9 protein-coding genes and 3 pseudogenes are annotated in these 16,509 nt (G+C 58.4%); all 12 read left to right on the forward strand.

The features are described from left to right. Window positions 1-14 precede the first annotated feature (14 nt). The 12 genes and pseudogenes from JFU47_RS02245 to JFU47_RS02300 all read left to right on the forward strand — a co-directional run bounded on the left by JFU47_RS02245 (window position 15) and on the right by JFU47_RS02300 (window position 16,399). Window positions 15-782: a coniferyl-alcohol dehydrogenase gene (locus JFU47_RS02245; RefSeq protein ID WP_201180461.1), complete on the forward strand. Its 768-nt coding sequence runs from the start codon at window positions 15-17 to the stop codon at window positions 780-782. A 101-nt stretch (window positions 783-883) separates the two neighbouring features. Next, complete coding sequence (locus JFU47_RS02250; protein WP_201180462.1) at window positions 884-2,533, forward strand: DUF1302 domain-containing protein; 1,650 nt, start codon at window positions 884-886, stop codon at window positions 2,531-2,533. Window positions 2,534-2,548: 15 nt separating this feature from the next. Beyond that, window positions 2,549-3,910: a DUF1329 domain-containing protein gene (locus JFU47_RS02255; RefSeq protein ID WP_201180463.1), complete on the forward strand. Its 1,362-nt coding sequence runs from the start codon at window positions 2,549-2,551 to the stop codon at window positions 3,908-3,910. Between the two features lie 69 nt (window positions 3,911-3,979). Further along, window positions 3,980-5,083 (forward strand): WD40/YVTN/BNR-like repeat-containing protein, encoded by a 1,104-nt coding sequence (locus JFU47_RS02260; protein ID WP_201180464.1) that lies wholly within the window; start codon window positions 3,980-3,982, stop codon window positions 5,081-5,083. Between the two features lie 52 nt (window positions 5,084-5,135). After that, window positions 5,136-7,559, forward strand: coding sequence for an efflux RND transporter permease subunit (locus JFU47_RS02265; RefSeq protein ID WP_201180465.1), 2,424 nt, complete (start codon window positions 5,136-5,138; stop codon window positions 7,557-7,559). Between the two features lie 798 nt (window positions 7,560-8,357). Continuing rightward, window positions 8,358-8,696 (forward strand): annotated as a pseudogene (locus JFU47_RS33470) (methyl-accepting chemotaxis protein); the annotation flags it as partial. Window positions 8,697-9,080: 384 nt separating this feature from the next. Continuing rightward, window positions 9,081-9,857 (forward strand): annotated as a pseudogene (locus JFU47_RS02275) (LysR substrate-binding domain-containing protein); the annotation flags it as partial. Between the two features lie 243 nt (window positions 9,858-10,100). After that, a complete protein-coding gene (locus tag JFU47_RS02280; protein WP_201180467.1) occupies window positions 10,101-11,474 on the forward strand; it encodes a sigma 54-interacting transcriptional regulator in 1,374 nt (457 codons plus the stop codon). A 171-nt stretch (window positions 11,475-11,645) separates the two neighbouring features. Then, a complete protein-coding gene (locus JFU47_RS02285; protein ID WP_201180468.1) occupies window positions 11,646-12,794 on the forward strand; it encodes an iron-containing alcohol dehydrogenase in 1,149 nt (382 codons plus the stop codon). An 80-nt stretch (window positions 12,795-12,874) separates the two neighbouring features. Continuing rightward, a complete protein-coding gene (locus JFU47_RS02290) occupies window positions 12,875-14,311 on the forward strand; it encodes a hypothetical protein (RefSeq protein ID WP_201180469.1) in 1,437 nt (478 codons plus the stop codon). Between the two features lie 99 nt (window positions 14,312-14,410). Then, window positions 14,411-14,726 (forward strand): annotated as a pseudogene (locus tag JFU47_RS02295) (DUF932 domain-containing protein); the annotation flags it as partial. Between the two features lie 533 nt (window positions 14,727-15,259). Further along, the gene (locus JFU47_RS02300) at window positions 15,260-16,399 is read left to right on the forward strand and encodes a tyrosine-type recombinase/integrase (protein ID WP_342215340.1); all 1,140 of its coding nucleotides are present in this window, start codon (window positions 15,260-15,262) and stop codon (window positions 16,397-16,399) included. Window positions 16,400-16,509 lie beyond the last annotated feature (110 nt).

The raw sequence follows: 16,509 nt of genomic DNA on the forward strand, positions 1-16,509 counted from the left end.
TAAGAGGACACAACATGAAACTCGACAACAAGATTGTGCTGGTGACCGGGGTCTCCTCGGGTATCGGTGCAGCCACTGCAAGCCTGTTGCGCGGCCACGGCGCCCAGGTGATTGGCGTGGATCTGAAGGCCCCGCACATGACCCTGGACGGCTTTGTCCAGGGCGATCTGAGCAGTGCCGAGAGCATCGACCGGCTGTTGCCGCAGTTACCGGCACGGATCGACAGCCTGTGTAACATCGCCGGGGTCCCGGGCACTGCAAACCCGCAACTGCTGGCGCAAGTCAATTACCTGGGGTTGCGCCACCTGAGCAGTGCGCTACTGCCGCGCATCACGGCTGGCGGCAGCATCGTCAATATCGCCTCGATCCTTGGTGCCGAATGGCCGCAACGCCTGGACCTGCACAAGGCGCTGGCGCGCATCGAAGATTTTGCCACCGCGCAAGCCTGGCTGGCCGAACACCCGGTACCGGACGAGACCTGTTACCAGTATTTCAAGGAAGCCTTGATCGTCTGGAACTACCTGCAGGCCCAGCCCTGGTTTCTGGAACATTCGGTGCGCATGAACAGCGTGGCGCCAGGCCCGGTGTTCACGCCCATCCTGGGCGACTTCGTGAGCATGCTCGGTGAGGCCCGGACCCAGGCTGATGCTCATCGCATGAAACGCCCCGGTTATGCCGATGAGGTGGCGGCGGTGATCGGTTTCCTGTGTGCCGACGAGTCGCGCTGGATCAACGGCGTCAACCTGGCAGTCGATGGCGGATTGGCCTCCACCTACATCTGAAACGGACACCCGTAGACAGCGGCGCAGGCCGCTACCCGAGCGTGTTGGCTGGCGCCATGCGTGCAAAGCCATGCCAAAAATAAAAATAATGAGGAGCGTCCATGGACAACGTTAAACGTTGCTTTCGTTTCAAGCACTGCGCCCTGTTTCTGGCGTTATGCAGCGCAGGCGTGATGGTCGAAAGGGTCGAGGCCATGCAAATGGACCTCGGTGATTCCGACTGGAAACTGCGTTGGGACAACACCATCAAATACAGCCAGGCCTGGCGTCTACAGGGTCAGGACAGCCGTTTGGTCAACGCGCCGACCGCCAACGGCCTGTATCCCTCGATCCAGAGCCAGGGCGATAAAAACTTCAGTAGTGGTCTGGTCTCCAACCGTCTGGACCTGTTTTCCGAAATGGACCTCAGTCGGCAAAACTACGGGCTACGTGTGAGTGGCGCTGCCTGGTACGACGATATCTACAACCAGGACACCGACAGCAGCGAGCAAACGCATTTTCTCAGCGAGACCCGTAAGCTCCATGGCCGCGACGGCGAAATCCTCGACGCCTTTGTGTTCCTGCGCGGTGACCTCGGTGAAGACTCCCAGGGTGTGGTGCGTCTGGGGCGGCACAGCCTGATCTATGGTGAAAGCCTGTTCTACGGCGGCAACGGGATTGCCAATGCCCAGGGCCCGACCGATGTGGTCAAGTTGCTTAGCGTGCCGGGGACCCAGTTCAAGGAGATTCTTCGCCCGGTCAATCAGATCTCCGGGCAGTTGCAGATCAACCCGCAGTTGTCGGTGGGTGCCTACTACCAGTTCGAGTGGGAGCGTTCCAACCTGCCCGGTGCCGGCAGCTACCTGAGCGACGTCGATGCCATCGGCTACGGCAGCGGTTCGCTGCGCGAGGTGTTTGGCAACGACACCGTGAATGGCGGCGATCTGAAACCGAGGAATTCGGGGCAGGGCGGTATGCAGATTCGCTTCAAACCGACCGGGACCGAACTGGAACTTGGTTTTTACGCTGCGCAGTATCACGACAAAACCCCGATTGGGCTGTACGCCTACCTCGACGGCGCAGCGGCGGCGGCCACCGGGTTGCCGATCCTGAGTTCTTATCGTCAGGTCTACGCCGAAGATATCAAGACGGCTGGCGTTAGCTTCTCCACCGCCTATGGCCCGTTCAACTTTGCCGGTGAAACCTCTGTGCGCTGGAATGCGCCGCTGGTGAGCAATCTGCAAGTGGTGGCACCGGGCATGGATGCCGATGGTGGCGACAACTCGCTGTTTGCTCGGGGCAAAACTGCGCACGCCAACCTGTCGGCGATTTACCTGTTATCACCAACGGCCTTCTGGGACGGCGGCTCGGCACTGGCTGAACTGGCCTGGAACCGAACCCTGAGCATCACTGAGAACGCCGCAGCTCTGGATTCCAACACGACCCGCGATGCGACGGCGTTACGCGTGTTGGTGGAGCCGGCGTACTTCCAGATTGTCGACGGGATCGACCTGACCGTGCCGATCGGAATGGGCGTGGTGCTCGACGGGCGCTCTTCGGCCGTCAACAAATCGGGCTTCGGCAATACCCATTCCGGCGACTGGAGTGTCGGGCTCAAGGCTACTTATCTGCAGCGCTGGGATGTTGGCCTCAACTACGTGAACTTCTTCGGTGCGCCAAAAGCCGGGCTGCGCGAGGACGGGAATTTCAGCTACGGGCAGTCGCTGGCCGACCGCGACTTCGTCTCGCTCTACGTGAAAACCTCATTCTAATAAGGTGGATTCGCCATGCAGAACAAAACATTTCTCAACACGTGTGTCCTCACCCTGGCTCTTGCCGGCATGAGCCTGACACAGGCAGCGGTGTCGCCTGAGCAGGCTGCACGCCTGACGTCCGGGCTGACGCCCCTTGGCGGTGAGCGGGCCGGCAACGCCGATGGCAGCATTCCGGCCTGGGACGGTGGTTACACCAAGGTCGCGCCGGGCTACAAGGCGGGCGATAAACGTCCCGATCCATTCGCCGGCGAGAAACCGTTGTACTCGATCAAGGCCTCGAACATGGAGCAGTACGCCAGCGAGCTGGCCGAAGGCTCCAAGGTTCTGTTGAAGAAATACCCGGACTACCGGCTGGACGTTTACCCGACCCATCGCTCGGCAGCAGCCCCGCAATGGGTCTATGACAACACCGCCAAGAATGCCCTCCGCGCCACGCTGGACGTTGAGACCGAGAAAGTCGCCAGCGCCTACGGCGGCATCCCGTTCCCGATTCCGGACAACGGCGCGCAAGTCCTGTGGAACTATCGGCTGTCCTGGCAGGGCGGCGATACCATCAGCTCGCCTTTCGACACCTGGCTGATGACGGCGGGCGGCAAGAAAGTCCAGGCGACCCGTGCCCAGTACACCTACCAGTTTCCCTACTACGTCGAAAACGGCAGCCCGGAAAATTTTTCCGGCAAATACCTGATTGGCAAACTGTTGACCGAACTGCCGTCGTCCAAGGCAGGTGAAGGCCTGATGACCCATTGGGACCTGGACCCGGCCAACCGTGCGGCCTGGCAGTACCTGGTCGGCCAGCGTCGGGTGCGTCGGGCGCCGAACATCGCCTACGACACCCCGGACTTCGTCACCTCCGGGGTCGGTCTGTTCGACGAAGCGTTCATGCTGTTCGGGCCGACCGATCGCTACGACCTCAAGCTGATGGGCAAGAAAGAACTGATCGTCGCCTACAACAACAACCGCGCCGGTCTGGCCAAGAGCGACGAGTTGGTCAAACAGAACTTCCTCAATCCCGATCTGGTGCGTTGGGAGAAGCATAGGGTCTGGGTGGTCGAGGCCACGCTTAAATCCGGTAAACGCCATGTGGTGCCGCGTCGGACTTACTACATCGACGAGGACTCCTGGCAGATCCTGTTGGCCGACGGGTATGACGCCCAAGGCAAGCTGGGACGCCAGATGTATTCGCTGACGCTGCTGGCACCGGACCTGCCGGCGCTCACCGCACAGGTCATGTGGGGCAGCTACAACCTCGACACAGGCGCCTACTTCCTCAACTCCTCGAGCAATGATCTGGCGGTTCAGTACCAGAAAGTCGCGAAACCTTCGGCCTCCTACTTCACGCCGGATGCCATGGCCAACGAAAACATGCGTTGAACCCTGGGTGGCTGTGGCGGGCGAGAAGCTCGTCGCGGTCGCGAGCGATTTTCCAAGCGGGATAAAGACATGAACGTTGAAAAAATATTTGCGAGTTTCGGCCTGCGATGGGGTGTTTGCACGCTGGCGTTGTGTCTGTTGGCGAGCACGTCCATGGCTGCGCAGGCCGCGACGTTCGCGGTGCTGCAGCAGCCGGCATTGCTGACCGCCAAGGCCCCGCGCGCGGTATTGCTCGGGTTGGCCCGGGCCGGGGAGCGTTTGGTGGCGGTCGGAGAGCGGGGCATCGTGCTGCTCTCGGACGACTCGGGGAAAAGTTGGCGCCAGGCCAGTGTGCCGGTCAGCGTCAGCTTGACGGCGGTGCAATTCGTCGATGCCGAGCAGGGTTGGGCGGTCGGTCATCTGGGTGTGGTGTTGCACAGCGAGGACGGCGGTGAAACCTGGCACAAGCAACTCGACGGCGAAGGTGCTGCCAAGTTGGCAGTGCAGGCAGCGCAGCGTGATGCCGATCAGTCGGATGGCGCCAGCAACCTGGAACAGGCACGGCATCTGCTGAGCGACGGACCGGACAAGCCGTTTCTCGACCTGTACTTCAGTGACCGGCTGCATGGCTACATCGTGGGTGCCTACAACCAGATCTACCGCACTGACGACGGCGGGCAAAACTGGCAACCCTGGATGCAGCATGTGGCCAATCCGCAGGGCCTCAACCTGTATGGCATCCGTGCCTCGGGCAATGACCTGCTGCTGGTGGGGGAGCGCGGTTTGCTGTTGCGTTCGAGCGATGCCGGGCATTCGTTCCAGGCCTTGAAATCACCTTATGAAGGCAGCTTTTTCGGTTTGCTTGGCACCCGCAGCGGCGCCTTGATTGCCTATGGATTGCGCGGCAACGCCTGGTGGTCCGATGACCGTGGCAACCGTTGGCGGCGCCTCGACACCGGCGTCGACTCAACGCTGGCGACCGCCATCGAACTGCGTGACGGCAGCCTGCTGATGGTCAGCCAGAGCGGTGAACTCTTGTTCAGCCATGACCAGGGCCGCAGCTTCGACAAACGTCAGAGCCGCAGCGGCGCGACGGTCGCGGCCCTGCAACAGGCGGCCGACGGCAGTCTGGCCAGCGTCGGTTTGAGTGGCGTGGCCGCTGACCAGGAAACGCGGGCATCCGGCAAACCTTGAAACTTCACGGTGTAGCGCTATCGGGCCGAGGCCCGTGCAACAGGAGTCAGACTTGAAAGACGACAAAACCCAAACCGTGATCGGCCGCCTGGAAAACTTTGATCAGGCTTCGGGCAACTTCGCCGAGCGGGCGATCTTCAACCATCGACCGCTGGTGATCCTGCTGTGCCTGTTGGTGACTCTGCTGCTCGGCTGGCAAGCCACGCGCATTGGCATCAACGCCAGTTATGAGAAGACCATCCCGACCGGTCACCCCTATGTCGCCAACTTCCTGGAAAATCGCAGCGAGCTCAGCGGCCTGGGCAACTCGTTGCGGATCGCCGTGGAAGTCAAGCAGGGCAACATCTTCACCAAGGACTACCTCGACACCCTGGTCAGGCTCAACGACGAGTTCTATCTGCTGCCGGGCGTCGATCGGCCTTACATGAAGTCGTTATGGACCCCGACCACGCGGTGGACCGCCGTGACGGAAGAGGGCCTTGATGGGGGGACGGTGATTCCCGACGATTACGATGGTTCTGCCGCCAGTATCGAACAGGTGCGAACCAACGTCGCCCGCTCTGGCGAGGTCGGTCAGTTGGTGGCCGGCAACTTCAAGTCCAGTGTGATCTTCGTACCCTTGCTCGGAATCAGTCCGCAGACCGGAAAAGCCCTGGACTACGGCGAGTTTTCCCGGCAACTGGAAGCCCTGCGGGACAAGTACCAGACCGATGATCTGCGGATTCACATCACCGGTTTCACCAAAATTGTCGGCGATCTGATCGAGGGGTTGACCCAGGTACTGCTGTTCTTCGTGGTGGCGGTACTGGTGACCGTGGTGGTGCTCTATGGCTACACCCGTTGCGCGCGCAGCACCTTGGTGGTGGTGACGTGCTCGCTGGTGGCGGTACTCTGGCAGCTCGGTCTGCTCGCCATCCTCGGTTATGAGCTGGACCCTTATTCGGCACTGGTGCCGTTTCTGGTGTTCGCCATCGGCATGAGCCATGGCGCGCAAAAGATGAACGGCATCATGCAGGACGTCGGTCGCGGCACCCACCGAGTGGTGGCCGCGCGTTATACCTTCCGCCGACTGTTCGCCGCCGGCATGACCGCGTTGCTCTGCGATGCAGTGGGCTTCGCGGTGTTGCTGCTGATCAATATCCGAGTGATCCAGGATTTGGCGATCACCGCCAGCCTCGGCGTGGCGGTGCTGATTTTCACTAACCTTATCCTGTTGCCTATCTTGCTCAGCTATATCGGTGTCAGTCCTGCAGCGGCACAACGCAGCCTGAGTTCGGAAACCGCCGAGCTGCAGGCGCAAATCAAGCATCCGTTGTGGCGTTTTCTCGATCTGTTTACCCAGCGGCGCTGGGCCATTGGCGCCATGCTGGGCGGCCTGCTGCTGGCCGCGTTCGGTTTTGCCGTGAGCCTGCACCTGAAGATCGGCGATCTCGATCCCGGCGCACCGGAGTTGCGGGCCGACTCGCGCTACAACCGCGACGCGCTGTTCATGACTCGCAACTACGCAGCCAGCTCGGATATTTTCGTGGTCATGATCAAAACCTCGGAGGATCAGTGCACGCGCTACGCCAGTCTGTCCGCGGTGGATGCGCTGGCCTGGCGGCTGGAGCAATTACCAGGCGTGGAGTCGACCACCTCCATGGCGGCGCTGAGCAAGATCGCCACGGCCGGTTACAACGAAGGTAACTTCAAATGGTATGAGCTGATCCCCAATGACGGCGCGTTGGGTGCGGTGCAGACCCGCGCGCCGCGAGAGCTTTTCAATCAGGGCTGTTCGATGCTGTCGCTGTACGTTTACCTGGCCGATCACAAGGCCGATACCCTGAACCGGGTAGTGGAGGCCAGCGAGAAATTTATCGCTGAGCATCAGGTGCCAGAGGTCAAATTCATGCTGGCCGCGGGCAGTGCCGGGATCGAAGCCGCGACCAATATCGTGGTGAAAAAATCCATGCACGAGATGTTGTTCTGGGTCTACGGTGCGGTCAGCCTGTTATGCCTGCTGACCTTCCGTAGCTGGCGCGCAACCCTCTGCGCGATGCTGCCGCTGATGCTCACCTCGATTCTTTGCGAGGCGCTGATGGTGAGTCTGGGCATGGGAGTGAAAGTGGCGACACTGCCGGTGATCGCACTTGGCGTGGGCATCGGCATCGACTACGCGCTCTATGTCTTGAGCGTGATCCTCGCTCGAATGCGCGCCGGTGACACCTTGGCTCAAGCCTATTATCAGGCGCTGCTGTTCACCGGCAAGGTGGTGTTGCTGACCGGCATGACACTGGCGGTCGCGGTGTCGACCTGGGCCTTCTCGCCGATCAAGTTCCAGGCCGACATGGGCATCCTGCTGGCCTTCATGTTCCTGGTGAACATGCTCGGCGCCTTGATCTTGCTGCCGGCATTGGCCTGGCTGCTGTTGCCGCAGAAGGTCTTCGCAAAAAAGCCTGAAACGAGGCTTCTTACGCAGTTAGTCAAGGAGAGCTGAAGGGCTCGGCAAGGAAGTACACCAGCACAACGGCCCGGGAACATCCGGGCCGTGAACGCTTGGGTGACGCCAGGCTTAAAGGGTAAAAGGTATGAATCGTTGAACTATCCATTTTCGGCACAAATGAGCGGTCCACCCTGAGGTCGGAATGGAACTTGCCTGATATCAGGCCTGCAAGCCTTGGAACTGATAAAGGTTGGGTCAATGAACAATAATTTTGTGCTGATACCGCCAGCCTCGGTTGATATCCGATCGGCATTACCCATCCAGCGTTTTCTGACGAGTGACATCGATGAGCACGCCCGGAATATGGGGGGGTGGCAAGTTCACTACGATCAGTTATCCCAGGGACACTTTGAGGGTGAGCTGATCGAGTTCCGCTCGGACTGGATGCAACTGGTGCGCGACCTGGCCAGCTCTCTGCTCGATCAAGGTAAACACCCGACCGGCGTGTTGCATTCGGTGCAAGGCATGCGCCAAAGCCTGCGGGCTATGATCGGCAACATCAACCAGGCTTCGGTGCAAATCGAGAACGTTACTCGGCAATTGGCTCTCTCGTCTGAACAAGGGCTGAGCAGTGCTTCCCTGCAAAGCGATACAGCATCGTCCATGGCGGCTACGGTCGAGCAGCTTTCGGTGAGCATCAATCACATCGCCGACAACGCTCGGCAGGCCCAGAGTACGACGCAGAGGGCGGGGCAGATCACCGATGAAGGCATGGGGGTGATGCGCAAATCGATCCATGAAATGAGTCAGATTGCCGAGTTGGTGACGCAAAGTTCGTCCGATATTGATCAGTTGGCAATTCAGTCCAACGATATCAGCCAGATTGTCGGTGTGATTCGCGGCATCGCCGAGCAGACCAACCTGCTGGCACTCAACGCCGCCATTGATGCAGCACGGGCGGGAGAACAAGGTCGTGGCTTTGCCGTCGTAGCCGATGAAGTACGCAATTTGGCAAGTCGCACGGCCCAGTCGACGAAGGAGATCGTTACCCTGGTCGATGCCATACAAAACGGTATGCTCAAGGCTAAAGGAAGCATGGCCGCCGGCTGCGAGCGAGTGACCAATGGGCTTCAACTTGTGGAAAGTGCTGGCGCTTCGATGGTCACTATAAAAAAGGCGTTGGATGAATCAGGTCAGCTTGAGTCGCTTTAGTTTGTAAGAGCGGCATAACGTGCGCATGGAAGTGGGCACTCATGCATCGAGCAGATTCATTCTGCAAGGAATGCCCACACTAAGGCCGATAGTGGTGGACTAGTTAGATTGGTTGGCTGCTACCTCTAAATGTTAGGGTGAAAACTCAGCCAATCTCGATCCTTCTCCAATTGCTGGGATAGTCTCGCTGCATTTAATGATCAGGACTAAAGTTCGCGCACTTTACCCACGAAAGACCTGATGACAGCAGAACCGACCCACTGCGCTCCTGTCGTACCATTGGAAAAGCCCAATGAGGGTACACATAGAGGTAGAGAAATTTTCGAACTTAAAATTTTCCTTTATTTTCAGGGACAAAGAGGAAGGTTCGATTCCTGGCTCGGCACGCGCTTGCTGGAGCGCAGTACCCGTAAGGTGCGTCCTACGCTGGACGGCGAGGCGTATTACCTGCGCTGCGTGCAATTACTCGCAGAGTTGGAAGAGGCCGAACTCGCGTTTCGCGGCGTGGCGCCAAAAGGACGGTTACGGGTCGATCTGCACGGCACGCTGGCCAAGCACTTCGTGATCCCGGCGCTGCCGCAGTTCATCGCCCGCTACCCGGACATCGAACTGTCCATCAGCGAGGCCGACCGCTTTGTTGACCTGATCGCCGAAGGCGTCGATTGCGCGCTGCGCGCCGGCGTCCTCAGCGACTCGGCGCTGATCGGCAAGCGTGTGGCCAGCTTGCGCCAGATCACCTGCGCCAGCCCGGCGTACCTGCACAAGTACGGCGAACCGAAAAGCCTTGCCGACCTGAGTCAACACCGCGCGGTGAACTACGTTTCGCGTACCACGGCCAAGCTGTTTCCATTTGAATTTGTGGTCGATGGCAAGCTGAAAGAAGTGGCAATCGATGGCGCGTTGTCAGTGTTCGGCGCGGAGATCTACGCCGCCTCGGCGATTGCCGGGCTCGGCATCATCCAGTGCCCGCATTACCGTATGGAAACGCAGATTGCCCAGGGGCTGGTGAAAGAGATTCTGATCGATCTGCCACCGCCGCCGATGCCGGTTTCCGTGCTATATCCGCACAACCGCCACATGTCGCCACGGGTAAGGGTGTTTGTGGACTGGTTGAGCGAGATATTCGCCAAAGCGTTGTGAGGCTGAACGCTAATGAGGTGAGCGGCAGCCGACCCAAAACGGTCTTTGGCGAAAGGCAGTAATCGGCCCAGAGTGTGTAAAAACATAGTCGATCAGCAGAAACGTACAGCGCCGGGGCAAACCACTTTCCGATGTAGATTGCGGATTCCTCGCCCACGTGGACATCCACATCTTTTGCATATTCTTAGCGATCACCGTTTAAACTCCACGTTTTTGCGACTCCCTCACGCACGGAGCCTCCCGGTGAACGTCAACGACGCCAGTTTCGAAGAACTGCTCAACGCCTTGCACGACGGCGTGTACATCACCGATGGCGAAGGCAAGACGCTGAAGGTCAACCGTGCTTACGAGCGGTTGACCGGTTTGAGCGGCGCAGAGTTGGTCGGCAGACCCATGCAGGAAATGGTCAAAGCCGGCGTTATTTCGCAATCGGCTTCGTTGCGCGTCTTGCAGGACGGTCAGCCGGTTTCGGTGATGCAGAGCCTCAGCCACGGCAAGAAACTGCTGGTCAGCGCCACGCCGATTCTTGATGACGAGCAGCGTATTCGTTACATCGTCAGCACCGTACGCGATATGACCGAACTGCTGCGCATGAAGCACGAACGCGACGAACTGCAACAGCTCAAACAACTGCGCAACAGCACCGCCAAACTCCACGCCGGGCAGCGCGATAATCTGCTGCATTCGCCATTGATGGCCGATCAGGAAGTCTCTGGCCGCGTCTTCGCCCTCGCGCGCCAGGTTGCAGCCAGTTCAGTGAAAGTCCTGCTGCAAGGCGAAACTGGTGTCGGCAAAACCCTAGTCGCGCAGTACATCCACAACGCCAGCCCTCGTGCCAAAGAACCTTTTCTTGCGTTGAACTGTGGCGCCTTGCCCGAGAACCTGATCGAAGCCGAGCTGTTCGGTTACGCACCCGGTGCATTCACCGGCGCCGGCCCGAAAGGCAAGCGCGGGCTGCTGGAGCTGGCGCACCACGGCACGTTGTTTCTGGACGAGATCGGCGATCTACCGCTGGCGGTGCAGGTCAAGTTGCTCAAGGTCATCGAAGAAAATCGCTTCATCCCGGTCGGCGGTCTGGAACTCAAGGAAGTCGACGTGCGCATCATCAGTGCCACTCATCACGACCTGAAGCAACTGGTCGCAGATGGGCGCTTCCGCGCTGATCTGTTCTATCGCCTCAACGTCGTGCCGATCAACATTCCGGCCTTGCGCGAACGCAGCGAAGAAATCCCGCCGCTGCTGCATTACTACCTCGACAGCTGCAACACCCGATACGAGCGCCAAGTGCAGTGGAGTCTCGAAGCCCTCGATTTGATGTGCGAATACGCCTGGCCCGGAAACATTCGCGAGCTGATCAACATCGTCGAGCGGCTGGTAGTGACCAATCAGAGCGGCACCATCGAAGCGTTCGACATGCCGGAAGAAATCCTCAACCTCAATCCGCAGAATACCGATGACAGCCGCCTGCCGTTGCGCAAGGTCCTGGAGAACGCCGAGCGCTCAGCCATTCGCGCCGCGTTGCAATTGCACAAGACCACGCGTCAGGCGGCGAAAGCCCTGGGCGTCAGCCAGGCAACGGTGGTGCAGAAGATGAAGCGCTGGGAACGCTCTGATTAGGATTTAAATCAAAACGGTTTCAATCGATTAGAAAGCTGATCAATACTCGCGAGTCAAATCCCCTGATTTCACCCAAAGCCCCGCCAGCTGGGGCTTTGCGCGTCTTGGCACAGCTTTCGCTATCTCATCTGCCACGTCTTCCTTAAAAACAACGCATACAGGACGAGCCAGATGAGCATTTCTGCCTTCAAAATCGCCAACAAACTGATCACAGGTTCAGCCGCTATCGAACAACTGGCCGCTGAACTGACACGCCTCAACGTCAACAGCCCGCTGATCGTCACTGACGCGATTCTGGTCAAGTCCGGCACTGTCGACCTTGCGCTGGCGCAGTTGGGTGGCCGTCGTTACGGGATCTTCGATCGGGTCAAGCCGGAACCGGAAATCTCCATCGTTGAGGACTGCACCCGCGCCTATCGCGAGGGTGGTCACGACGGTCTGATCGGCTTGGGTGGCGGTAGCGCCATCGACATCGCGAAAGGTGTTGCGGCGTTTGCCAATCACGAAGGTCCATTGGCCGAACTGTTCGGTGTTGATCTGGTCAAGCGCAAAGGTCCGGCGCTGATAGCGATTCCGACCACCGCAGGTACCGGTTCTGAGGTGACCAACGTCGCGATCTTTTCCGACAAAGAAGCGCAATTGAAGAAGGGCATCGTCAGCGATTACCTGCTGCCGGACGTCGCGCTGGTCAGCCCGATCATGACCCTGACTTGCCCGCGCAGTGTCACGGCCGCCAGTGGCGTCGATGCGTTGGTGCATGCCATCGAGTCGTACTTGTCAGTCAACGCCTCGCCGATCACTGATGCCATCGCACTCGGCGCCATCAAGCTCATCGCCAAGGCGCTGCCCAAGGCCTACGCCAACCCTTCAAACCTGCAAGCCCGCGAAGACATGGCTACGGCCAGTCTCATGGCCGGCATGGCGTTCGGTAATGCGGGCGTCGGCGCGGTTCACGCATTGGCGTATCCGCTGGGCGGGCGTTTCAACATCGCCCACGGCGTCAGCAATGCCTTGCTGCTGCCGTATGTGATGGCGTGGAACAAGATGGCCTGCGTCGAGCGTTTCCGCGACATCGCCGAGGCCATGGGCGTACGCGTGGCTCACTTGAGCGACAAGGAAGCCGCCGACCAGGCCGTTCAAGCGATGACTGATCTGTGCGTCGCGGTCGATATTCCGTCCGGCATGCGCAGTTTCAACGTCCCGGAAGATGCGATTCCGGCGATGGCCGAAGAGGCCAGCAAGATCGACCGCCTGATGCGTAACAACCCGCGCAAGTTGACCGCCATCGACATTGAGAAGATCTACCGCTCCGCTTACTGATTCATCAAAGAAACGCTACCACGCTCGGCCCTTGAGGCCGGGCGTTCGCCAATACAAGACTAATAAAACAGGTGCATTCAATGTCCGATCTCCCACAAGCGGGGCGCGAAAGCCCGTACATTCCTCTCGGCCCGTTCAAGGTGCGATTGCCGTTCATTCACTACAAGTTTGAGATGCCGGACTACCTCCAGGGTTTGCTGATGTGCGCCGTCGATCTGGCTGCCATCCCGCTGATGACTGAGCTGCTTGGCATGCCGTTCGAGGTCGCGCTGGCGGTGGTGATGCTCAACGGCCTGCTGTACCTCACGCACCATCTGCTGGGCGATCCGACCGTACCGGGTTGGATTACGCCGGCTGTTCCATTGTTGATGGCCTACTGCGCGCAATTCCCCATGGGCCCGGAGCGTGTCCACGCCTTGATTGCCTTCCAGCTGATGCTCGGGGTGTTCTCGATTGCGCTGGGTGCCACCGGCATGGCGAAGAAGGTAGTCGAATACGTGCCGCCCGCGATCAAGTCAGGGATCATCGTCGGCGCAGGATTGAGTGCGGTGATTGCAGTGTTTCAGGTCGGCGGCAAGTTCAACGTGCTGCCGTGGACCATCTCGATTGCCGTCGGCCTGGCGTTCTATTTGATCTTCTCCCAGCACTTCAACGAGCTGAAGCAGCGCAACCGGTTCTGGTGGAATTTCGCCAAACTCGGGATTCTGCCGATCATCCTGCTGGCGGTAGTGATTGCGCCGCTGTTCGGCGAAGCGCCATGGCCGACTATCCAGTGGGGCATCAGCAAGCCTGACTTTGCCGGGTTGTGGAGCAACTACACGGTGTTTGGTCTGGGCATGCCCCCGTTGTCGATGTTCATCTCGGCGCTGCCGACCATGTTGGCGGTGTACATCATCGTCTTTGGCGATGTGCTGAGTGCGAAATCGCTGCTGGATGAAGCGGAAAAAGTCCGCACTGACGAAATTGTCGATTACAACCCGGATCGAGCGCACCTGATCTTTGGCGCGCGTAACGCTTTCATGAGCATCTTTGGTCCGGACGTGGCGATGTGCGGGCCGAAGTGGGCGGCGATGCTGGTGGTGGTAATCGAGCGCTTCAAGGGCGGACCAAAGGCGATGAAGTCGATCATAGGCGGCGTTGGGTCGTTCCGCTGGGGCACCAATACCGGTTTGCTGCTACTGCCAGTGGTGACGCTGGTGCAGCCGATTCTGGGTGTGGCGTTGTCGCTGACGCTATTGATTCAGGGCTACGTGAGCGTGCGTCTTGGGATTCTGGAAGCCCGCAGCCAGCGGGACCTCGGCATCGCTGGTGTGATCGGCGCAGTGTTAGCCATCAAGGGCGCGAGCTGGGCATTCGCCATTGGCGTGGTGTTGTGCCTGCTGATTTACGGCAAGAACTTCTTCAAGGGCGAGAACGACGGGACGTTTAGCAAGGACTTGAAAGCGGCAGACGCCAAGCCTGTCTCGACTGATGCCGTTAAGACCAAGCGGTTGAAAGAAGAAGCGGTAGTCGATTGATTCATCTTCAGCGCCTGGACTAGCTCCTCGCGGGCAAGCGCGCTCCCACATGTTTAGCATCGATCACAAAATGTGTGATCGATGCTAAACATGTGGGGTAGTCGCGCCATCAAGGTTCCGCACAGCACTCGGTTTGATCCACAAGCGGTAAAGAAGCAACTGGATACTACGGTCTCGCAGTGGGACGAATTCATGTCCAAAATGTACATGCTCGCAGGGTGCAGTGGCCGGAAGCGATGAACTTCTTCCTTGCGTACTGTGCTAGACCCTACTAACAGCCCCATTCCAGAAGTGCTACCGAACAAGCAGCGAGCAATGCGCGAAGTACAAAGCCTGTATGAGGGACAGGGCGAGGTTCAACCTTGCAGTCTGTTAAAGGGGCCGCATGGGACTGCTCAACGCCGTGACCGAATATAGTTGGGATTGCTGAGGACGAAATCAAGATCGTTACTTTTGTCCAAGATCTTCCTGCAGCTTTTACGTCTTAACCGGTACGGCAGGAGTGCAGCAGCAATTTAGCATCCGAAAAATTGGCCGCTGGTCGAAAAACAATACTTCATTCAGGGTGTGGGCTGGAAGGTTTTTCCAAAAGCCAGAAACGACAAAGCCCTGACTAATCAGGGCTTTGTCGGTACAAATATGGCGGAGGCGATGTCTTTTATTTTGATGTTCATTGAAGTTCTGTTTGGTGCGTAAAACAACTTCAAAAACAGTCAGTTATGAAGATTTTTGTCTTTTGTGTTCCGTGTGCAACCACGGAAAGCCAGGGGCCAAGGTATGAGCTGAGACTCATCTAGATTGAGTCATCATCTTTTAAATAGGAGGTGACTGATGGCATCACTGACGACAAAAACCGTAGAGAAAATAATCAGGGTTGGGTTGGCTGGAATGACCAATGATGGCGACGGCCTCTACTTGAAAGTTGGCCGTTCCGGTGGCGCCAGTTAGATCTTTCGCTACAAGATTGCCGGCAAGAACCGAGACATGGGGCTGGGCGGGAGCCCCGAAGTAAGTCTCACCAAAGCTCGTGAGAAAGCAGCCGAGGCCAGAAAGCTGAGCAAGTCAGGCGTCGATCCGCTCACCAATCGGGATGAGGAATTGGAGCGACAACGGCTGGAAAAAGAAGCCGAGCGTTTAGCTCAGGCTACAGCAAGAGCCAAGGCAACCCCTTTCAAAGACGTTGCTCTCGACTATATCGCTGCCCACATGGTGGGCTGGAAAAATGCCAAGCATGCTCAGCAGTGGGAAAACACGCTGGCTACTTATGCGTTCAAGGTCATAGGTGATCTTCCTACGCAGGAGGTCGGCATTGAGCATGTGCTGACTATCCTGAAGCCGATTTGGACAGTAAAACCTGAAACCGCCAGCCGGTTGCGAAACCGAATCGAATTGGTCCTTGATGCAGCCAAGGCCAAAGGGCTGCGCGATGGTGAAAACCCCGCTCGATGGCGGGGGCACTTGGACAAGCTTTTGCCCCCTCGCCTAAAGGTGCGCGCCGTAAAACATCATTCAGCCATCCCATGGATCGAACTTCCCGCGTTTGTGGCAACTCTTGAAGAAGCACAAGATCTGAGCTCCAAAGCCCTGCGCTTCACCATCCTGACAGCCTGCAGAACCAGTGAAGTGCTTGACTCTACCTGGGCGGAGATTGATCTCGTGGCAGGGATATGGACCATTCCGGCGTCGCGAATGAAAGCCGGGAAAGAGCACCGGGTCCCTTTGTCACAAGCGGCATTGGATCTGCTGATCGCTCTTCCACGGGTAAAGGGGAACAATCATCTGTTTCCGGGTGCTCGAAAAGGGAAGCCGCTGAGTAACATGGCGATGCTGATGGTGTTGCGTCGAATGAAGCGCAACGATCTCACGACTCACGGATTCCGTTCGACTTTTAGGGATTGGGCAAGTGAGGTCACCCACTATCCTAGGGAGGTGTGCGAGCAGGCACTTGCACATGCAGTAGAGAATGCGGTTGAGGCGGCTTATCGCCGTGGAGACCTTTTCGGCAAGCGGCAAATGTTGATGGATCACTGGTCACGATACGTGTGTGGCATACAGGAAGTAGAAGACAGTGGGACGGCTACCAATTGAGGTACAGCTTCTTACTAATCCCTACTGATGTCGGTCGGTTGTGACTAGCATGGGGTGCTAGGGGGCGAGTGTTCGAATCACTCCGTCCCGACCATATAATTCAAGGGGTT

Source organism: Pseudomonas sp. TH39(2020) (assembly GCF_016650715.1).
Classification (GTDB): Bacteria; Pseudomonadota; Gammaproteobacteria; order Pseudomonadales; family Pseudomonadaceae; genus Aquipseudomonas; species Aquipseudomonas mandelii_C.

Excerpts from the sequence above, each read along its gene's own strand:
- JFU47_RS02260 (WP_201180464.1), top strand. The coding sequence starts at position 3,980 with ATGAACGTTGAAAAAATATTTGCGAGTTTCGGCCTGCGATGGGGTGTT.
- JFU47_RS02250 (WP_201180462.1), top strand. The coding sequence starts at position 884 with ATGGACAACGTTAAACGTTGCTTTCGTTTCAAGCACTGCGCCCTGTTT.
- JFU47_RS02245 (WP_201180461.1), top strand. The coding sequence starts at position 15 with ATGAAACTCGACAACAAGATTGTGCTGGTGACCGGGGTCTCCTCGGGT.
- JFU47_RS02255 (WP_201180463.1), top strand. The coding sequence starts at position 2,549 with ATGCAGAACAAAACATTTCTCAACACGTGTGTCCTCACCCTGGCTCTT.
- JFU47_RS02285 (WP_201180468.1), top strand. The coding sequence starts at position 11,646 with ATGAGCATTTCTGCCTTCAAAATCGCCAACAAACTGATCACAGGTTCA.
- JFU47_RS02290 (WP_201180469.1), top strand. The coding sequence starts at position 12,875 with ATGTCCGATCTCCCACAAGCGGGGCGCGAAAGCCCGTACATTCCTCTC.